This window comes from Lysobacter sp. N42 (genome assembly GCF_004344885.1).
In genome coordinates, this window is the sequence record NZ_SKFB01000056.1 from 1 (window position 1) to 15,663 (window position 15,663).

The following is a 15,663-nucleotide window of genomic DNA, read 5'->3' on the forward strand; positions in this document are numbered from 1 at the left end:
ACGCGACCGCTTCCGCGCGCGGCAGGCGCGGTTGGCACGGCGTGCGGCGGAGAAGGCGGCGGCCCGCGCGGCCGTGGCGCCGCAACCCGGCCGGCCCGCCCTGCCTCCAGCCGCCGCCGACGCGCTCGCCCGCGCCATGGCGAGGGCGAAGGGGCCGCGGCCTTGAAGCGCACGGGGTCGACCCGACGCGACGGTCGCGAGGCGCCCGTTCGGGCCAAAGCCGCTGCGCGCACGCGCAAGGCCGACGCTCCCGCGCGCGCCAACCGCATGCAGGGCGATGCAGCGGCTTTGTCGACGCCGGACGCGCCGGCCCGCGGCAGCGCCACGGCATCGCCGCGTTCCCGGCAGCCAGGTAACGCCGCCGCGAGGCCGACGGGCACGCCGCGCAAGCCGGCCGCGAAGAAGGCCGGCAGGGCGGCCGCCACCGAGGCGGCCGCAAAGAAGGCCACGACACGGCGGAGCCCGATCGAAGCCACGCCCGGTCCCGCACGGCGCCTGCGCCCCGCCGAGGTGCGCGAGATGTTCGAACGCCTGCGCGAGGCCAACCCGGCACCGACCACCGAACTCGAGTACCGCACGCCCTACGAGCTGCTGGTGGCGGTGACGCTGTCGGCGCAGATGACCGACGTGGGCGTCAACAAGGCGACCCGCCGGCTGTTTCCCGTGGCCAACACGCCGCAGGCGATCGCCGCGCTCGGCGTCGAGGGCCTTGCGCCGTACATCGCCAACGTCAATTTTCACCGCACGAAGGGCGCCAACGTGGTGGCCATGGCCCACCAGCTGCTGGAGCGCCACGGCGGCGAGGTGCCGCGCGAGCGCGAGGCACTGGAAGCGCTGCCCGGCGTCGGGCGCAAGACGGCGAACGTGGTGCTCAACACGGCCTTCGGCGAGGTTGCGATGGCGGTGGACACGCACATCTTCCGCGTCTCCAACCGCATGGGCCTGGCACCCGGCCCGGACGTGCGCGCGGTCGAGGACGCGCTGCTTCGCACGGTGCCCGACGAGTTCCTGCGCGATGCGCACCACTGGCTCATCCTGCACGGGCGCTACACCTGCAAGGCGCGCCTCCCAGAGTGCCCCCGCTGCATCCTGCGCGACCTCTGCCAGTACACGGCGAAGACGCCCGGCGCGCCGCCGCCGCTGGAGGTCTCGCCCGGCCCGGTCGCGAAAAAAAGAGGCCCCCGGAAATCCGGGGGCCGAGGAGAGAGATGATGGTGGTGCGCGGGATCAGAAGGCGTACTGCAGGCGCGCGGCGTACTGGCCGGTCTCGTCGCCGTTGACCTCGTTCTCGCCGCGCGTGTAGTTGAACATCAGGCGCATGGCGGGGTTGAGGTAGTAGTTGACGCCGAGGATCATCGACTTCGCCTCGCGGTTGAGGATGTCCTTGTTCTCGATCGAGTCGTAGCGGGCCGTCAGCTCCCAGATGCCCTTGTCGACGTACTTCGGCGCGCCGAACACGCCGGTGCCGGCCTTGTAGGCCCGGTGGCCGTTGATGATCCAGGCGCCCTGCACGTACCAGGTCTCGACCTCGTGGTCGCCTCCGACCGGGCGACCGAAGTCGGCGGTCGCATACTCGGCCTGGAAGAACAGCGGGCCGAAGGAGCCGGCGGCCTCGACGCCCACGGCCGTCATGCTGTCACCGCTAGCACCGGTCACGGTGGCGATGGTCTGCGACGGGCCGCGGCGGCCGGCGTAGGCGGCGGATGCGGACAGATCCGGCGAACCGAGGTTGAGGTTCTCCGAGCTGGCCCATGCGCCGAAGTGCAGCGTGCTCTGCTCGCTGTTGACCGGCGCGAAGGTCACGCGGCCGGACGCGCCCATGCCCTCGTTGCGCGCGCCCGCCGCCGAGCGCAGGTTGAACCCGGCGAAGCTGGCGGTGTAATTGGCGCCCGAGTACTGGTAGCCGATGCCCTGCTGGAACTGCCGGCCGTTGAACAGGCCGGTCGCCGAGGCGAACGGGCGCTCCATCATCAGGATCTCGTTGGAGCTGGTGAGCTCCTCCATCGCGCGGTAGGGCTTGAAGTGGCCGATGGTGACGCGGTTCTTGCCGAACGCCTTGCTGATGTAGAGGTCACGCAGGCCGTCGAGGTTGCTGCCGGCGGCGAAATCCTGCTCCATCTTGTAGTCCCAGCCATAGGCCTTGCCCGACAGCGTCAGGCGCGCGCGGCGGAACTCCGTGGTGCCCGTGGTCGACACGATGTCGCGGTCGAAGGCATAGCCATCGAAGTGGATGCGCCCGCCGAGCTGCGCCTCGAACTTGCCGTCGGCGCTGGTGACCTTGATGCCGCCCTTGGTATCGACCTTCGGCGCGCCCGTCGTCGCCTTCTCGATCGCCTGCGCGGTGTCGATGTTGACGTCGGACTGCGCGTCGCTGCGCTCCTCGAGCTCGGCGACCTTGGCCTGCAGCACTTCGAGCTGCGCCTTGAGCGCCGCGATCTCGTCGTCGCGCGAGGACTGCGCCGAGGCGTCGAGGCTGGTGAGGGAGAGAGCGGCCGCGACGGCGGACGCAAGGACCGTAAGACGCATGGGAATGGACTCCTGGATGGAATGTTTCGACCGGGTTCGCCGGGGCGTTAAGGCCCGGTGAAGCGGCGCCAGAGTGGCGGGTGATTCTGACAGCGAGGTGACAGCTGGGCAGGCAGCGGACGAACGCGGTGCGGCGCCGGGGAATCCGAACGGCCCCAACGTGCAGCGATGCTGTCACCTTCCTGTCATCCGGGTAACACCGCGCTGTCATGGATTCCCGGTTGAATGCCGCTCCGAAGTGCCGGCCGCGCCGGCATCGACTCTCCAGGAGCCGCACGTGTTCACCTCGCTCAAGACCCGCCTCGCCGCGCTCGCCCTTGCCGGCGTGATCGCCCTCCCCGCTTCCGCCGCCGAGATCAACGGCGCGGGCGCCACCTTCATCTATCCGCTGATCTCCAAGTGGTCCTCCGACTACGCCAAGGCGACCGGGACCCGCGTCAACTACCAGTCGATCGGCTCCGGTGGCGGCATCGCGCAGATCAAGGCGCGCACGGTGGACTTCGGTTCGTCGGACAAGCCGCTGAGCCCGCAGGAGCTCGCGCAGGGTGGCCTCTACCAGTTCCCGTCGGCGATCGGCGGCGTGGTGCCGGTCTACAACGTCGCGGGCCTGAAGGCGGGCCAGCTGCGCCTCGACGCGGCGACGCTGGCCGCGATCTTCCTCGGCGACATCAAGATGTGGAACGACGCGCGCATCGCCGCGATCAATCCGGGCGTGCCGCTGCCGGCGCAGCGCATCACCGTCGTGCACCGCTCCGACAGCTCGGGCACAACGTTCAACTTCACCAACTACCTGTCCAAGGTCAGCCCGGAGTGGAAGAAGAAGGTCGGTGAAGGCACGGCGGTGACCTGGCCGGCCGGCGTCGGCGGCAAGGGCAACGAGGGCGTGGCGGCCTACGTCAAGCAGATCAAGGGCGGCATCGGCTACGTGGAGCTGTCCTATGCCCTGCAGAACAAGATCGCGTTCGCCCGCATGAAGAACGCGGCCGGGAACTGGGTGCTGCCCAGCGACGAGAGCTTCCAGGCCGCCGCGGCATCGGCCGAGTGGGGCAAGGCCAAGGACTTCTACCTGGTCATGACCAACGCCCCGGGCGCGAACGCGTGGCCGATCACCGCGACGAACTTCATCCTGATGCAGAAGAAGCCCAAGGACCGCGCCCGCGCCAAGGCCGCCCTCGACTTCTTCCGCTGGGCCTATGCCAACGGCGACGCCCAGGCCCGTGCACTGGACTACGTGCCCCTGCCGGATGGCCTGGTCAAGCAGGTCGAGGCCTACATGACGGCCAACAGCCGCTGATCCGCGACCTCGCCGGATGACAGGACGGGCCCTTCGGGGCCCGTCCGCGTTTTTGCCCCCCGACACGGCATGTAATGGGGCTGTAACAAAAACATCATCCAATGGGCGCGCCGCGGGACCTAGCGTCCGACGGCCCTCCCTCCACCTTCCGGAGCTGCCATGAAGCACGTCCGCATCGCGATCCTCTCGGCGACCGTCGCCCTCGCCCTCGCGGCCTGTGGCGGCTCCGACCGGGGCAGCAACGCCTCCACGTCCGGGCCGGATGCCTCGGGCGCGGCCGCTCCGCCGGCCGTCGACCGCAAGGGCGCCGAGCTCACCGGCGCTGGTGCCACCTTCATCTACCCGCTGATCTCGCGCTGGTCCACGACCTACAACGAGGCCACAGGCAACCGCATCAATTACCAGTCCATCGGCTCCGGCGGCGGTATCGCCCAGATCAAGGCCGGCACTGTGGACTTCGGTTCCTCCGACAAGCCGCTGCCGCCGGACGAGCTGCAGGCCGCCGGCCTCGGGCAGTTCCCGTCGGCCGTGGGCGGGGTGGTGCCGGTGGTCAACCTGCCCGGCATCCAGCCGGGGCAGCTGCGCCTGACCGGCCCGCTGCTGGCCGACATCTTCCTCGGCAAGATCACCAAGTGGAACGACCCGGCCATCGCCGCGCACAACCCCGGCGTGGCCCTGCCCGACATGAAGATCAACGTGGTCAAGCGCTCGGACGGGTCGGGCACCACCTTCAACTTCGTCAACTACCTGTCGAAGGTGAGCCCGGAGTGGAAGCAGAAGGTGGGTGAAGGCACGTCGGTGAACTGGCCGACCGGAATCGGCGGCAAGGGCAACGAGGGCGTGGCTGCGTACGTCAAGCAGATCCGCGGCTCGATCGGCTACGTGGAGCTCTCGTACGCGACCGAGAACGGCATGTCGCACACGCAGATGCAGAACGCTGCCGGCCAGTGGGTGCAGCCGAGCATCGAGAGCTTCCAGGCCGCGGCCGCCACCGCCGACTGGAAGAACGCGCAGGACTTCCACCTGGTGATCACGAATGCGCCGGGCGAGGCCGCCTGGCCGATCGCGGCCACCAACTTCATCCTCATGCACAAGCAGGCCAAGGACCCGGCCCGGCGCCAGGCCGCGCTCGACTTCTTCCGCTGGGCCCTGACCAAGGGCGGCGACCAGGCCCGCGCCCTGCACTACGTGCCGCTGCCGCCGGAGCTGGTCCAGCAGGTCGAAACCTACTGGTCCACCCAGTTCAAGTGACGACCGCGCAGCCCCGGGGCTGCACGACGGGCGGGCTGTCCCTCCGGGGCAGCCCCGCTTCGCATCCGGCGACCGCCATGCGCGGGCCGACGCCTCCTGACCGAACGACCGAATGAACGCCATCGCGACCCCTATCGCCACCGAAGACGCCTCGCGCCGCGACCTCGCCGCCGACCGCGGCTTCCGCTGGCTCGTCACCGGCGCCGCGCTGCTGGTGCTGCTGTCGCTCGGCGCGGCCGCCGTCTCGATGCTCTGGGGCGGCAGGGAGACGTTCGAACGCTTCGGCCTGGGCTTCTTCTGGTCGAAGGCGTGGGACCCGGTCGGACTGGAGTTCGGCGCGCTGGTGCCTATCTACGGCACGGTCGTCACCGCACTCATCGCGATGCTGATCGCGGTTCCGGTGAGCTTCGGCATCGCCATGTTCCTCACGGAGATCGCGCCGAAATGGCTGCGCGGCCCGGTCGGCACCGCGATCGAGCTCCTGGCCGGCATCCCATCGATCATCTACGGCATGTGGGGCCTGTTCGTGCTGGTTCCCTACCTGTCCGAGCACGTCTATCCCTGGATCGACGCCAACATGGGCACCTGGCCGGTGGTAGGCGCGCTGTTCGCCGGCCCGCCGCTCGGGCTGGGCATGCTCACCGCGGGCATCGTGCTCGCGATCATGATCATCCCGTTCATCGCATCGGTGATGCGCGAGGTCTTCCTTACCGTGCCGGGGCAGCTCAAGGAGTCGGCCTATGCGCTGGGCTCCACCCGCTTCGAGGTCATCTGGGACGTCGTGCTGCCGTACACGCGCTCGGCGGTGATCGGCGGCATCTTCCTCGGCCTCGGCCGCGCGCTGGGCGAAACTATGGCGGTCACCTTCGTGCTCGGCAACGCACACGAGCTCACGGCTTCGCTGCTGATGCCCGGCAACTCCATCGCCGCGACCATCGCCAACGAGTTCGCCGAAGCCGACTCGGACGAATACCGTTCCGCGTTGATCGCGCTCGGCTTCGTGCTGTTCATCGTCACCTTCATCGTGCTGAGCATCGCCCGCCTGATGCTCCGCCGCTTGGCCCGCAAGGAGGGCGCGTGATGGTCTCGCTCTACGGCTGGCGTGGCTTCAAGAACGCCGCGGCGCAGGTGCTCGCCGTGATCGCGACCCTGTTCGGCCTGTTCTTCCTGGTGTGGATCCTGTGGACCACGCTCAGCAAGGGCATCGCCTCCATCAACGTCGCACTGTTCACGCAGATGACGCCTCCCCCCGGCGAAGAAGGCGGCATGCTCAACGCCTTCTTCGGCAGCGCGGTGATGAGCCTGCTGGGCATCCTGATCGGCGCGCCCGTGGGCGTGCTGGCCGGCACCTACCTCGCCGAATACGCCCGCGGCAGCTGGATGGGCGAGACGGTCCGCTTCGTCAACGACATCCTGCTGTCGGCACCCTCCATCGTGCTGGGCCTGTTCGTCTACACGCTCGTCGTGGCGCAGATGGAGCATTTCTCCGGTCTCGCCGGCGGCATCGCGCTGGCCTTCATCGTGCTGCCGGTGGTGGTGCGCACCACGGACGAGATGCTGCGGCTGGTTCCCACGCAGATGCGCGAGGCGGCCCTGTCGCTGGGCGTTCCGCAGTGGAAGGTGACGCTGCAGGTGCTCTACCGCTCGTCGCTTCCCGGCATCGTGACCGGCATCCTGCTGGCGCTGGCGCGCATCTCCGGCGAAACCGCACCGTTGCTGTTCACCGCGCTCAACAACCAGTACTGGACGACCAACATCCTCTCGCCGATGGCCAACGTGCCGGTAGTGATCTTCCAGTACGCCATGAGCCCCTTCGAGACCTGGCACACGCTCGCCTGGGCCGGTGCCTTCATGCTCACCCTCTTCGTGCTGCTGGTCAGCCTGATCGCCCGCGCGATCGTGCTGCGCAACAAGATCTCCCATGACTGACGTGCCCACCGAGACCCGGACGCCCGCGATGAACGACCATGCCCGTATCCACCTCGACGCCCACAAGGCCCCGGAGGCCGGCGCGAAGGTGAAGCTGGCCGCGCGCGGCCTGGACTTCCATTACGACCGCGCCCAGGCCCTGCGCAACATCAACCTGGAGATTCCCGAGCGCCGCGTGACCGCGCTCATCGGTCCGTCGGGCTGCGGCAAGTCCACGCTCCTGCGCGTGTTCAACCGCATCTACGCGCTCTACCCCAAGCTGCGCGCCAGCGGGCAGGTGCTGCTCGACGGCGAGGACATCCTCGACCCCAAGTACCCGCTCAACCGCCTGCGCACGAAGGTCGGCATGGTGTTCCAGAAGCCGGTGCCGTTCCCGATGACGATCTACGAGAACGTCGCCTATGGCATCCGCCACCACGAGCGCCTGTCGAAGTCCGACATGAACGACCGCGTCGAGCAGGCACTGCGGCAGGCCGCGCTGTGGGACGAGGCCAAGGACAAGCTCAACTCCAGCGCGCTGGGCCTTTCCGGCGGGCAGCAGCAGCGCCTGTGCATCGCCCGTGCGGTCGCCCTGCGGCCGGACGTGCTGCTGCTCGACGAGCCGACCTCCGCGCTGGACCCGATCTCGACCAGCCGCATCGAGCAGCTGATCGAGGAGCTCAAGCGCGATTTCACGATCACCATCGTCACCCACAACATGCAGCAGGCCGCGCGCATCTCCGACTACACGGCCTTCATGTACCTGGGCGAGCTGGTCGAGCACGGCACCACCGAAACCATCTTCTCCAATCCCTCCAAGCAGCAGACCGAGGACTACATCACCGGTCGCTTCGGGTGATGCGCCCGGCGCGTCTCTCCTCCGGAGAGCCGTTGGGGTGAGAGGTGCTCGACGCCACCTCACTCCACGTCCGTGCCACCCTACTCCCGCCCCCAGGGCACCTTCTCCCTGCCGGGGAAGGGACAAAGCAACGCGGAGCACCGCCATGGCAGAACACATCCTCAAGAGCTTCGACGCCGAACAGCAGCGCCTGCTGGAAGAAACCCTGCGCATGGGGGAGATGGCCGCCAGCCAGCTCGAGGCCGCGCTCGACGTGGTCCAGCGCCGCGACGACAAGGCGGCTGCACGCGTCATCGCCAACGACGAGGCCATCGACGCGCTCGAGCACGAGGTCAGCCACGACGTCATGAAGCTCGCCCTGCGCGGGCCGCTGGCGCGCGACCTGCGCGAGATCCTGGCCGCCATCCGCATCGCCTCGGACATCGAGCGGATCGGCGATTACGCCGCGAACGTGGCCAAGCGCTCGATGGCGCTCAATACCGCGCCGGCGCTGCCGCACGTCGCCGGCCTGCAGCTCATCGGCCGGCTGGCCGTGCAGCAGGTGCGGGCGGTGCTCACCGCCTACCGCGACAACGACGTCGAGGCCGCCCAGCGCGTACGCGCGGCCGACGCCGAGCTCGATGCGGCCTACACCGGCCTGTTCCGCGAGCTGCTGACCTACATGATGGAAGACGCGCGCGCGATCACGCCCTGCACGCACCTGCTGTTCATGGCCAAGAACATCGAGCGCATCGGCGACCACGCCACCAACATCGCCGAGAACGTCTGGTTCCTGGTGCGTGGCGAGGAAGCGCTGCCGCCGCGCGAGAAGGCCGACGAGAGCAATACCGCGACGCTCTGAGCACCCGGGCCGACAGCAGCCCCCGCGGACGGCGTCGCCCCGGCAACGGGGCTCCCGCCGGACCGGCCCAGCCGCTGCTGCTGCCGCCGTTGCGATGGGCCGCCGGCGCCGGTTCATGGCGGCGGGCGTATCGTCCGCGGTGCAACACCGCGTTAGCATCGCCGCTCCCTTCCGATCCGCCACGGAGACGCTCCATGTCCCGCTCGATCAAGACCCCCGCCCTCGCCGCCGCCATCACCGGCAGCCTGGTCCTCGCCGGCTCCACCTTCGCCTCCACCCCGCTCGTGCAGGGCTACATGCTCGGCGCCGACCCGCAGGCGGCCAGCGCGAAGGACGCCAAGACCGCCGAGGCGAAGAAGGACGAGAAGCCCAAGGCCGCCGAAGGCAAGTGCGGCGAAGGCAAGTGCGGCGCGGGCATGAGCAAGCCCGAGGCGCCCAAGCCGAGCAAGCCCGCGCCGAAGATGAAGTCGGGTGAAGGCAAGTGCGGCGAGGGCAAGTGCGGCGGCGCCGCCTGATCCATCGCATGCCGCGGTGAGCACGCTCGCGCCCGATACCGTGGGCCTGGGCCTGCGGCGGGCCCTGCTGGGCCCGCTGCGCGCCGCACCGCCCGGAAGCTTCGACTTCCTCGAAGCCGCACCGGAGAACTGGATCGGCATCGGCGGCGCGCTGGGCGAGGCCTTCGAGGACCTCGCCTCGCGCCATCCCCTCGCCTGCCATGGCCTCTCGCTCTCGCTCGGCGGCCCGACGCCGCTGGACGAGACGTTCCTGCTCAAGCTGCGGCGCTTCCTCGACCGCTACCGGTGTCCGCTCTACAGCGAGCACCTCTCGGCCTGCAGCGACATGCAGGGGCAGCTCTACGACCTGCTGCCGCTGCCCTTCACGCCCGCTTCCGTGCGCCATGTGGCCCAACGCATCCGCCACGCGCAGGACGTGCTCGGGCGCCGCATCGCCATCGAGAACATCTCGTACTACGCGACGTTGCCCGCGCCCGGCGCGATGCCGGAGGCCGACTTCGTCAACGCGGTGCTCGAGCAGGCCGACTGCGACCTGCTGCTCGACGTGAACAACATCGTCGTCAACGCCACCAACCACGGCTATGACGCGCAGGCCTTCCTGGAAGCGATGCCCGGCGAGCGCATCGCCTGCATCCATGTCGCCGGCCACCATGACGAGGCGCACGACCTGAAGATCGACACCCACGGCGCGCCGGTGGGCGACCCGGTCTGGGCGCTGCTGGAGCGCGCCTACGCCCTCTTCGGCCCACGCCCCACGCTGCTCGAGCGCGACTTCGACCTCCCGCCCCTGGAGGAGCTGCTGGCCGAGGTCGACGGCATCCGCGGGCGCGTCTCCCGGGCCGCGCTGGCCCGGCACGCGGCCTGAGCCGTGGACCCGGTCCCCGCCCACGTCCGCCTGGGCACCTGGATCCGCGATCCGGAGTCGGCCACGCCGCCCGACGGCATCGAGCCACGCCGGCTCAAGGTCTATGCCGACCTGTTCTACCGGAACGTCGAAGGCCTGCTCGCCTCGGCCTTCCCGGTCATCCGGCGCACGCTGGGCGACGCGGCCTGGCACGGGCTCGTCCGCGGCTTCCTGCGCGAGCATCCGGCGCGCACGCCGCTGTTCGCTGAGGTCGCGCGCGAGATGCTGCGCTACCTGGAGCTGCGTGCAGGACAGGACCGCGGGGACCCGCCATGGCTGCCGGAACTGGCGCACTACGAGTGGGTGGAACTCGCGCTGCAGGTCAGCGACGCGACCGCCGGCGACATCGCGCACGATCCCGGTGGCGACCTGCTCGCGCAGGCGCCCGCGCTCTCGCCGCTGGCCTGGCCGCTGGCCTACGTCTGGCCGGTGCACCGCATCGGGCCGGACCACCTGCCCGCCGCTCCCGATGCCCTGCCGACGCTGCTGCTCGTGCGGCGCCTGCCCGACGGCGAGGTCGCCTTCAGCCAGCTCAGTCCGCTGGCCTTCAGGCTCCTGCAGCGGATCCAGGACGAACCCGCGCGCAGTGGCCTGGAGCACCTGCAGGCCCTTGCGGCAGAAGCTGCCGCGCCCGATACCGCGGCGTTCGTCGCCGAGGGCGCACGCATGCTCGAGGCCTGGCGCGAAGACGGCACGCTGCTCGGCGTCCACGCGCCGCGCTGAGGCGCGCCGCCGGCAGTCGTCGCGGCGTCTGCTAGGCTTGCCATCGTTTTCCGCGGCGCCACGTCCCCCCACCGTGCCCGAGTCCCCCCGCCTCGCCACCCGCTTCCGCGGGTTCCTGCCCGTGGTCGTCGACGTCGAAACCGGCGGCTTCGACTGGAACCGGCACGCCCTGCTTGAGATCGCGGCGGTGCCGCTCGACCTCGACGCCGAAGGCCGGCTCGTTCCCGGCCCGACCGCCAGCTCGCACGTGATGCCCGCACCCGGCACCGACGTGGACCCGAAGTCTCTGGAAGTCACCGGCATCGACATCGGCCATCCGTTCCGCGATGCCAAGAACGAGCGGCAGGCGCTGGACGTGGTGTTCGCCCCCGTGCGCGCGGCCATGCGCAGGCATGGTTGCCAGCGCGCGATCCTCGTCGGCCACAACGCGCACTTCGACCTGAACTTCCTCAATGCCGCGGTCGCGCGCTCGAAGCATCCGCGCAATCCCTTCCATCCCTTCAGCGTCTTCGACACGGTGACGCTGGCCGGCGTGGCCTACGGGCAGACGGTGCTGGGGCGCGCCCTCGCGGCGGCCGGCATCGCCTGGAACGCGAGCGAAGCGCATTCGGCCGTGTACGACGCCGAGCGCACGGCCGAGCTGTTCTGCCAGATCGTCAATGCCTGGCCCATGCTCACCGGCGTGCAGGCCGACGCCGGCGCACCCGCCGGTGGCACGGGGCCCTCGCCGGACGACGACGAGAACGTGCCGCCGCTTCCCTGATACAGCAAGCCGCGGCCACGCGGCTCGGTGACGGATGCATGCTCTGGGTCAACGCGGACGTCGTGCTGCCGGTGCCCGGCAGGAAGGCGGTGCGCGCGACGGGGTTCGGATGCGCCCGCGGCGGTCGACATCGGTCGGCTCCGTCGGCTGCCCTGCGTGAACCTGTCTGCGTCCGCGGCAGGAAAACGGGCTGCCACCGCGACCGCATCCCGGAAACACGAAGCCCCGCGCGGTGGCGGGGCTCCGGTGAGTGCGGCTTCGCGGATGCTCAGTCGCCCATCTGCTTCTGCAGGTGCTCCCAGCGCTCCTGTGCGTCGATCGTGCGCTCGGCGGTCAGGCGCGCTTCCAGGCGCTCCAGGCCGATCTCCTCGCCGGTGTCCACGCAGTAGCCGTAATCGCCCGAGTCGATGCGCTTGAGCGTGCTGTCGATCTTGCTGATCAGCTTGCGGTAGCGGTCGCGCGTGCGCAGTTCGAGCGAGTTCTCGGTCTCGCGGGTCGCACGCTCGGCCTCGTCGCCGACGTCGCGTACTTCCTCGCGCAGGTTCTCGATGGTCTGCTTGGATTCCTCGACCAGGTCCGCGCGCCACTGCAGCAGGCGCTGGCGGAAGTACTCAAGCTGCAGCGGGCTCATGTACTCCTCGTCCGCCGCGGGCTTGTAGCCCTTGGGCACGATGGGGCGGCCCGTGGCCTCGTCGATGTCGTACTCGACGACGCGACGCGGACCGCTGGGGGCGCTGGACGACGGGCGTCCACCGGTGACCGCGACGGCCACGCGGCCCTCGCGACGCGTGGGGGCGGCGGCACCGCCGCCGGCGCCTGCAGCCTGTGCGGCCGCGGCGCTCTTCTTCTGGGTACTGCTGCTCATGGACTCCACCTGGGGGGCCGTACGCGCTGCGGATGCGGCTTTCGACCCGTTCTTCGTAGCGCCCGAGGCCACCGGCTTGGCAGCCGTGGACGCCGGACGATCATTGCCGCCCTCCGAGGCGACCCGACTCGCGGGCGCCGCAGCGGGAACGTTCTTGGCCGGCGCCGCGACGGGCGCGGCCATCCTGACGGCCGGTGCCGCCTTGCCCGCGGCCGGCTTGCCCGCTGCGGCGGCCTTGGCGACCGGCGCAGCCTTCGTCGCGATCTTCTTGGCCGGTGCCTTCGCCGGCGCGGCCTTCTTCGCCGGTGCCTTCGCCGGCGTCTTGGCGACCTTGGCCACCGGAGACTTCACCGGCGCCTTCGCAGCCTTCTTGGCAGGCGCAGCCTTCTTCGCTGCGGGCTTGGCGGCCGACTTCGCGGGCGCAGCCTTTTTCGCTGCGGGCTTGGCGGACTTCTTAGCCGCCGGAGCGGCCTTCTTCGCGGTTTTCTTCGATGCCACGAGCGCCTTTTCCTTCTTCCCTTGAGACGGGAAAGCGCGCTGTTATACCCTGCCGTTCACAGCTGCGGCAACCTCGCCCGCTCGGCATCCGGCCGTGGTTGCACACATGCGCGAAGCGACCCAGCGCGTGCCTCTCACCCCCAGCGAACGCATCGTTGAATGGTGTTGTCCGCATCATGGTGATCCACCGCATCAAGACCCCGTGATCGCGCGCCTGCTCATCCTGCTCCTGCGCGGCTACAAGCGCTGGATCAGCCCCCTCCTCGGTCCGCTGTGCCGCTTCCATCCGACGTGCTCGGTGTATGCGATGGAAGCGATCGCGCGTCATGGCGCGTTGCGCGGAGGCTGGCTGGCCTTGCGTCGCCTGCTGCGTTGCCACCCGCTGAATCCCGGTGGACACGATCCGGTTCCACCGCGCCGCGACGGGCGATGATGGGCGCGACACGGCATCGCGGACCATCGCCCATGCATCGATCGGCGCTCGCCGTTCTGGTTCTCGCCCTTGCGGGCTGCGCGACGCATGCCGCCACGCCGGCACCGTCGTCGAAGGCGGCCGCGGGCCCTGCGACCGAACTCCCCGAACGCGCCAGCCAGGGCGCGCTGGTCATCGGCCGTACGTCGCCCGGCGCCGGCGTGCGCATCGGCACGCGCACGCTGCGCGTCGCCGACGACGGAACCTTCGTCTTCGGCATCGGACGCGATGCCAGCGGATCGCTGGCCGTCGTCGTCACGCCGCCTTCGGGCCGGGCTGTGCACCACGAGATCACCGTCGTCCCGCGGGCATGGCCCGTCGAGCGCGTGGATGGCGTGCCGCCTTCGACCGTTGATCCACCGCCCGCCATCGCCGCGCGCATCCGGGCCGAGCAGGCGCGGGTCAACGCCGCGCGCCTGGCCGATGACGCACGCACGGACTTCGCGACGCGCTTCATCCGTCCCGTCGACGGCCGCATCAGCGGGCGCTTCGGCAACCAGCGCGTCTACAACGGCCGGCCCGGCGCGGCGCATTCGGGCATGGACATCGCCGCCGCGGCCGGCACCCCGGTACGCGCGCCCGCAGCCGGCGTGGTGACCTTCGCAGACCCGTCGCTGTATCTCACCGGTGGCACGGTGCTGCTCGACCACGGCCACGGGGTGAGTTCGAACTTCCTGCATCTTTCGCGCATCGACGTGCGCGTGGGCGACCGCGTCGAGCAGGGACAGGTGATCGGCGCGGTGGGCGCCACGGGCCGGGCGACCGGGCCGCACCTGCACTGGGGCATGAACTGGTTCGACGTGCGCATCGATCCGCAGCTGCTCGTGGAGGCCGCCCCGTAGGCCTCGCCCGACCGGACCGCCCCGACGCCTCGCGACGCGGGCCGGCCGCCGGAACGGATCGCTCAGGCCGCCGCGCCCTGCCCGGTCACCCGCGCCACCGCGTCGTGCGCGTGCAGGCTTTCGAAGTGCGCGACGTCGGCTTCGAAGGACACGACGGCCGGGTCCGAGGCCAGCGCGGCGGCGACGCGGCGCGCGGCGTCCTCGCAGAACATGAGGTTGCGCGCATTGAGGGCGGCGAAGGCCTGCTCGTCCTCGCGCTTGACCGCGGTCTGCACCGGCGTGCCCAGCGCGGCCTCGAGGCGCTCGACCAGATCCACCACGGGCAACGCATCCAGGCCTTCCGCCAGCCGAACGCGCACGTGCGCACGGCTACGCTGCGCATGCGGGGTGGCGACGAGGCCGGCCTCGGAATGCAGCCAGTCGCGCACGCCGGTCGCGTCCACCTGCCCCTCCAGCCCGTGCGCGCGCGCGAAGGCCTCGGCGGCCATCTGCCGCGACAGCGCCGCCGACGCCGGGCAGGTGCTGGAGTAGTCGACCGACACGTGCAGGTGGAGCGCGAGCCGGCCGTCGTCGAGAACCGCCTCGACCTGCACCGGGTAGCGCTTCCATCCGGCGTTGGCGCTGGCCAGCGCGGGCCGCAGCAGCAGCTGGTCGAAGCGGATGGCCAGCCGCGCCGAACGCGCCAGGCCGGCCTGCGTCTCCACCAGCGCGTGCAGCACACGCTCCAGGCCCGCAGGCGTGAGCTCCTCGGCGGCGAAGGCATGCTGCAGGCGCAGGTACAGGCGCGACATGTGGATGCCACGCACGTCGGGATCGCGCAGGTCCACGTGCACGTCGACGCTGGCGGGCACCTGCATGGGCTCGCCGGTCGCCGAGCGGGTGCGCACCGGGATGGCGATGTTGGCCATGCCGACGCCGTCGAGCGGCCGCGCGAGGGCGGCCTTGTCGAAGGCGACGTCGGGCATGACGCGGCCGGAGGTCATGGGCGGGCCCGGATTTCGAAGGGGTGGCGCATTCTAGCGGCGGCCCTTGCCGGACCTTTCGACGCGTACGGAACACTGGAGGCCGTGGGTGCCGCCCTGGCTTTGGCCCCGGCATCCGTCACGCCCGTGCCGAGGGGCCTCGCGAGGCGCGCATGCACGCGAGTCCGGATGGTCAGCCCCGCGCCGCGCGCCATCCGGCCCACAGCACGGCCAGCGGCGCTCGCGGCGATGCGGCATCAGCCTTGGCAAGCCGCGCGCGGGCCAGCGCCAGCTCGATGCGCCGCGTGGCCGAAAGCCCCCGGCTCTCCGGCCACTGGCGCAGCAGGCTGTCGGCCCAGGCCGCGGGCGCCGCCTGGTCGGCGGGGACCGCATCAGCGGGATGGCGGGCCAGCCGGGCATGCAGCCAGGCCGCCGCGACG

Annotated in this window: 16 protein-coding genes and 1 pseudogene; 13 read left to right on the forward strand and 4 right to left on the reverse strand. The window is 70.6% G+C overall.

Going from position 1 to position 15,663, the window contains the following annotated elements; genetic code table 11:
* Nucleotides 1-519 precede the first annotated feature (519 nt).
* Nucleotides 520-1,212, forward strand: coding sequence for an endonuclease III (gene nth / locus EYQ95_RS24295; protein ID WP_243700065.1), 693 nt, complete (start codon nucleotides 520-522; stop codon nucleotides 1,210-1,212).
* A gap of 15 nt (nucleotides 1,213-1,227) precedes the next feature.
* Here the strand turns inward: nth and EYQ95_RS24300 are convergent, their stop codons facing one another.
* A complete protein-coding gene (locus EYQ95_RS24300) occupies nucleotides 1,228-2,526 on the reverse strand; it encodes an OprO/OprP family phosphate-selective porin (protein WP_132331461.1) in 1,299 nt (432 codons plus the stop codon).
* A 277-nt stretch (nucleotides 2,527-2,803) separates the two neighbouring features.
* On the opposite strand from EYQ95_RS24300, the gene pstS (EYQ95_RS24305) reads away from it, so the two are divergent.
* From pstS (EYQ95_RS24305) to rnt, 10 genes are all read left to right on the forward strand, one after another.
* Complete coding sequence (pstS, locus tag EYQ95_RS24305) at nucleotides 2,804-3,820, forward strand: phosphate ABC transporter substrate-binding protein PstS (protein WP_132331463.1); 1,017 nt, start codon at nucleotides 2,804-2,806, stop codon at nucleotides 3,818-3,820.
* A 159-nt stretch (nucleotides 3,821-3,979) separates the two neighbouring features.
* Nucleotides 3,980-5,071, forward strand: coding sequence for a phosphate ABC transporter substrate-binding protein PstS (pstS, locus tag EYQ95_RS24310; protein WP_132331465.1), 1,092 nt, complete (start codon nucleotides 3,980-3,982; stop codon nucleotides 5,069-5,071).
* A gap of 112 nt (nucleotides 5,072-5,183) precedes the next feature.
* Nucleotides 5,184-6,152 (forward strand): phosphate ABC transporter permease subunit PstC, encoded by a 969-nt coding sequence (gene pstC, locus EYQ95_RS24315; protein ID WP_132331467.1) that lies wholly within the window; start codon nucleotides 5,184-5,186, stop codon nucleotides 6,150-6,152.
* Entirely contained in the window at nucleotides 6,152-7,000 is an 849-nt protein-coding gene (gene pstA / locus EYQ95_RS24320) for a phosphate ABC transporter permease PstA (protein WP_132331469.1), read from the forward strand. The genes pstC and pstA overlap by 1 nt, the downstream gene beginning before the upstream one ends.
* Nucleotides 7,001-7,028: 28 nt before the next feature.
* Entirely contained in the window at nucleotides 7,029-7,838 is an 810-nt protein-coding gene (gene pstB / locus EYQ95_RS24325) for a phosphate ABC transporter ATP-binding protein PstB (protein ID WP_243700066.1), read from the forward strand.
* Between the two features lie 145 nt (nucleotides 7,839-7,983).
* Nucleotides 7,984-8,679, forward strand: a complete 696-nt coding sequence (gene phoU, locus EYQ95_RS24330) for a phosphate signaling complex protein PhoU (protein WP_132331473.1) — start codon at nucleotides 7,984-7,986, stop codon at nucleotides 8,677-8,679.
* Between the two features lie 194 nt (nucleotides 8,680-8,873).
* A complete protein-coding gene (locus EYQ95_RS24335) occupies nucleotides 8,874-9,194 on the forward strand; it encodes a hypothetical protein (protein WP_132331475.1) in 321 nt (106 codons plus the stop codon).
* A gap of 16 nt (nucleotides 9,195-9,210) precedes the next feature.
* Nucleotides 9,211-10,059, forward strand: coding sequence for a DUF692 domain-containing protein (locus EYQ95_RS24340; protein WP_243700063.1), 849 nt, complete (start codon nucleotides 9,211-9,213; stop codon nucleotides 10,057-10,059).
* Between the two features lie 3 nt (nucleotides 10,060-10,062).
* Nucleotides 10,063-10,821 carry a DUF2063 domain-containing protein gene (locus EYQ95_RS24345; RefSeq protein ID WP_132331477.1) on the forward strand — a complete coding sequence of 253 codons (759 nt, stop codon included), beginning with the start codon at nucleotides 10,063-10,065 and terminating at the stop codon, nucleotides 10,819-10,821.
* Between the two features lie 73 nt (nucleotides 10,822-10,894).
* The gene (gene rnt / locus EYQ95_RS24350; protein ID WP_207916647.1) at nucleotides 10,895-11,584 is read left to right on the forward strand and encodes a ribonuclease T; all 690 of its coding nucleotides are present in this window, start codon (nucleotides 10,895-10,897) and stop codon (nucleotides 11,582-11,584) included.
* A gap of 268 nt (nucleotides 11,585-11,852) precedes the next feature.
* On the opposite strand, the gene dksA is transcribed toward rnt, so the two are convergent.
* On the reverse strand, nucleotides 11,853-12,947 hold the full coding sequence (gene dksA / locus EYQ95_RS24355) for an RNA polymerase-binding protein DksA (protein ID WP_132331479.1): 1,095 nt from the start codon (nucleotides 12,945-12,947) through the stop codon (nucleotides 11,853-11,855).
* A gap of 202 nt (nucleotides 12,948-13,149) precedes the next feature.
* On the opposite strand from dksA, the gene yidD reads away from it, so the two are divergent.
* Nucleotides 13,150-13,380, forward strand: a complete 231-nt coding sequence (gene yidD / locus EYQ95_RS24360; RefSeq protein WP_207916650.1) for a membrane protein insertion efficiency factor YidD — start codon at nucleotides 13,150-13,152, stop codon at nucleotides 13,378-13,380.
* A gap of 32 nt (nucleotides 13,381-13,412) precedes the next feature.
* A complete protein-coding gene (locus EYQ95_RS24365; protein WP_132331481.1) occupies nucleotides 13,413-14,261 on the forward strand; it encodes a M23 family metallopeptidase in 849 nt (282 codons plus the stop codon).
* Nucleotides 14,262-14,323: 62 nt separating this feature from the next.
* Here the strand turns inward: EYQ95_RS24365 and folE2 are convergent, their stop codons facing one another.
* Both folE2 and EYQ95_RS26485 read right to left on the reverse strand, forming a co-directional pair.
* Complete coding sequence (folE2, locus tag EYQ95_RS24370) at nucleotides 14,324-15,226, reverse strand: GTP cyclohydrolase FolE2 (RefSeq protein WP_243700064.1); 903 nt, start codon at nucleotides 15,224-15,226, stop codon at nucleotides 14,324-14,326.
* 190 nt (nucleotides 15,227-15,416) lie between these two features.
* Nucleotides 15,417-15,663 (reverse strand): annotated as a pseudogene (locus EYQ95_RS26485) (hypothetical protein); the annotation flags it as partial.

What these genes read in the sequence shown, in the direction of transcription:
- pstC (WP_132331467.1), top strand. Translation starts at nt 5,184, where the DNA reads ATGAACGCCATCGCGACCCCTATCGCCACCGAAGACGCCTCGCGCCGC.
- folE2 (WP_243700064.1), bottom strand. Translation starts at nt 15,226, where the DNA reads ATGCCCGACGTCGCCTTCGACAAGGCCGCCCTCGCGCGGCCGCTCGAC.
- EYQ95_RS24365 (WP_132331481.1), top strand. Translation starts at nt 13,413, where the DNA reads ATGCATCGATCGGCGCTCGCCGTTCTGGTTCTCGCCCTTGCGGGCTGC.
- EYQ95_RS24335 (WP_132331475.1), top strand. Translation starts at nt 8,874, where the DNA reads ATGTCCCGCTCGATCAAGACCCCCGCCCTCGCCGCCGCCATCACCGGC.
- nth (WP_243700065.1), top strand. Translation starts at nt 520, where the DNA reads ATGTTCGAACGCCTGCGCGAGGCCAACCCGGCACCGACCACCGAACTC.
- pstS (WP_132331465.1), top strand. Translation starts at nt 3,980, where the DNA reads ATGAAGCACGTCCGCATCGCGATCCTCTCGGCGACCGTCGCCCTCGCC.
- EYQ95_RS24300 (WP_132331461.1), bottom strand. Translation starts at nt 2,526, where the DNA reads ATGCGTCTTACGGTCCTTGCGTCCGCCGTCGCGGCCGCTCTCTCCCTC.
- pstB (WP_243700066.1), top strand. Translation starts at nt 7,029, where the DNA reads ATGAACGACCATGCCCGTATCCACCTCGACGCCCACAAGGCCCCGGAG.
- pstA (WP_132331469.1), top strand. Translation starts at nt 6,152, where the DNA reads ATGGTCTCGCTCTACGGCTGGCGTGGCTTCAAGAACGCCGCGGCGCAG.
- phoU (WP_132331473.1), top strand. Translation starts at nt 7,984, where the DNA reads ATGGCAGAACACATCCTCAAGAGCTTCGACGCCGAACAGCAGCGCCTG.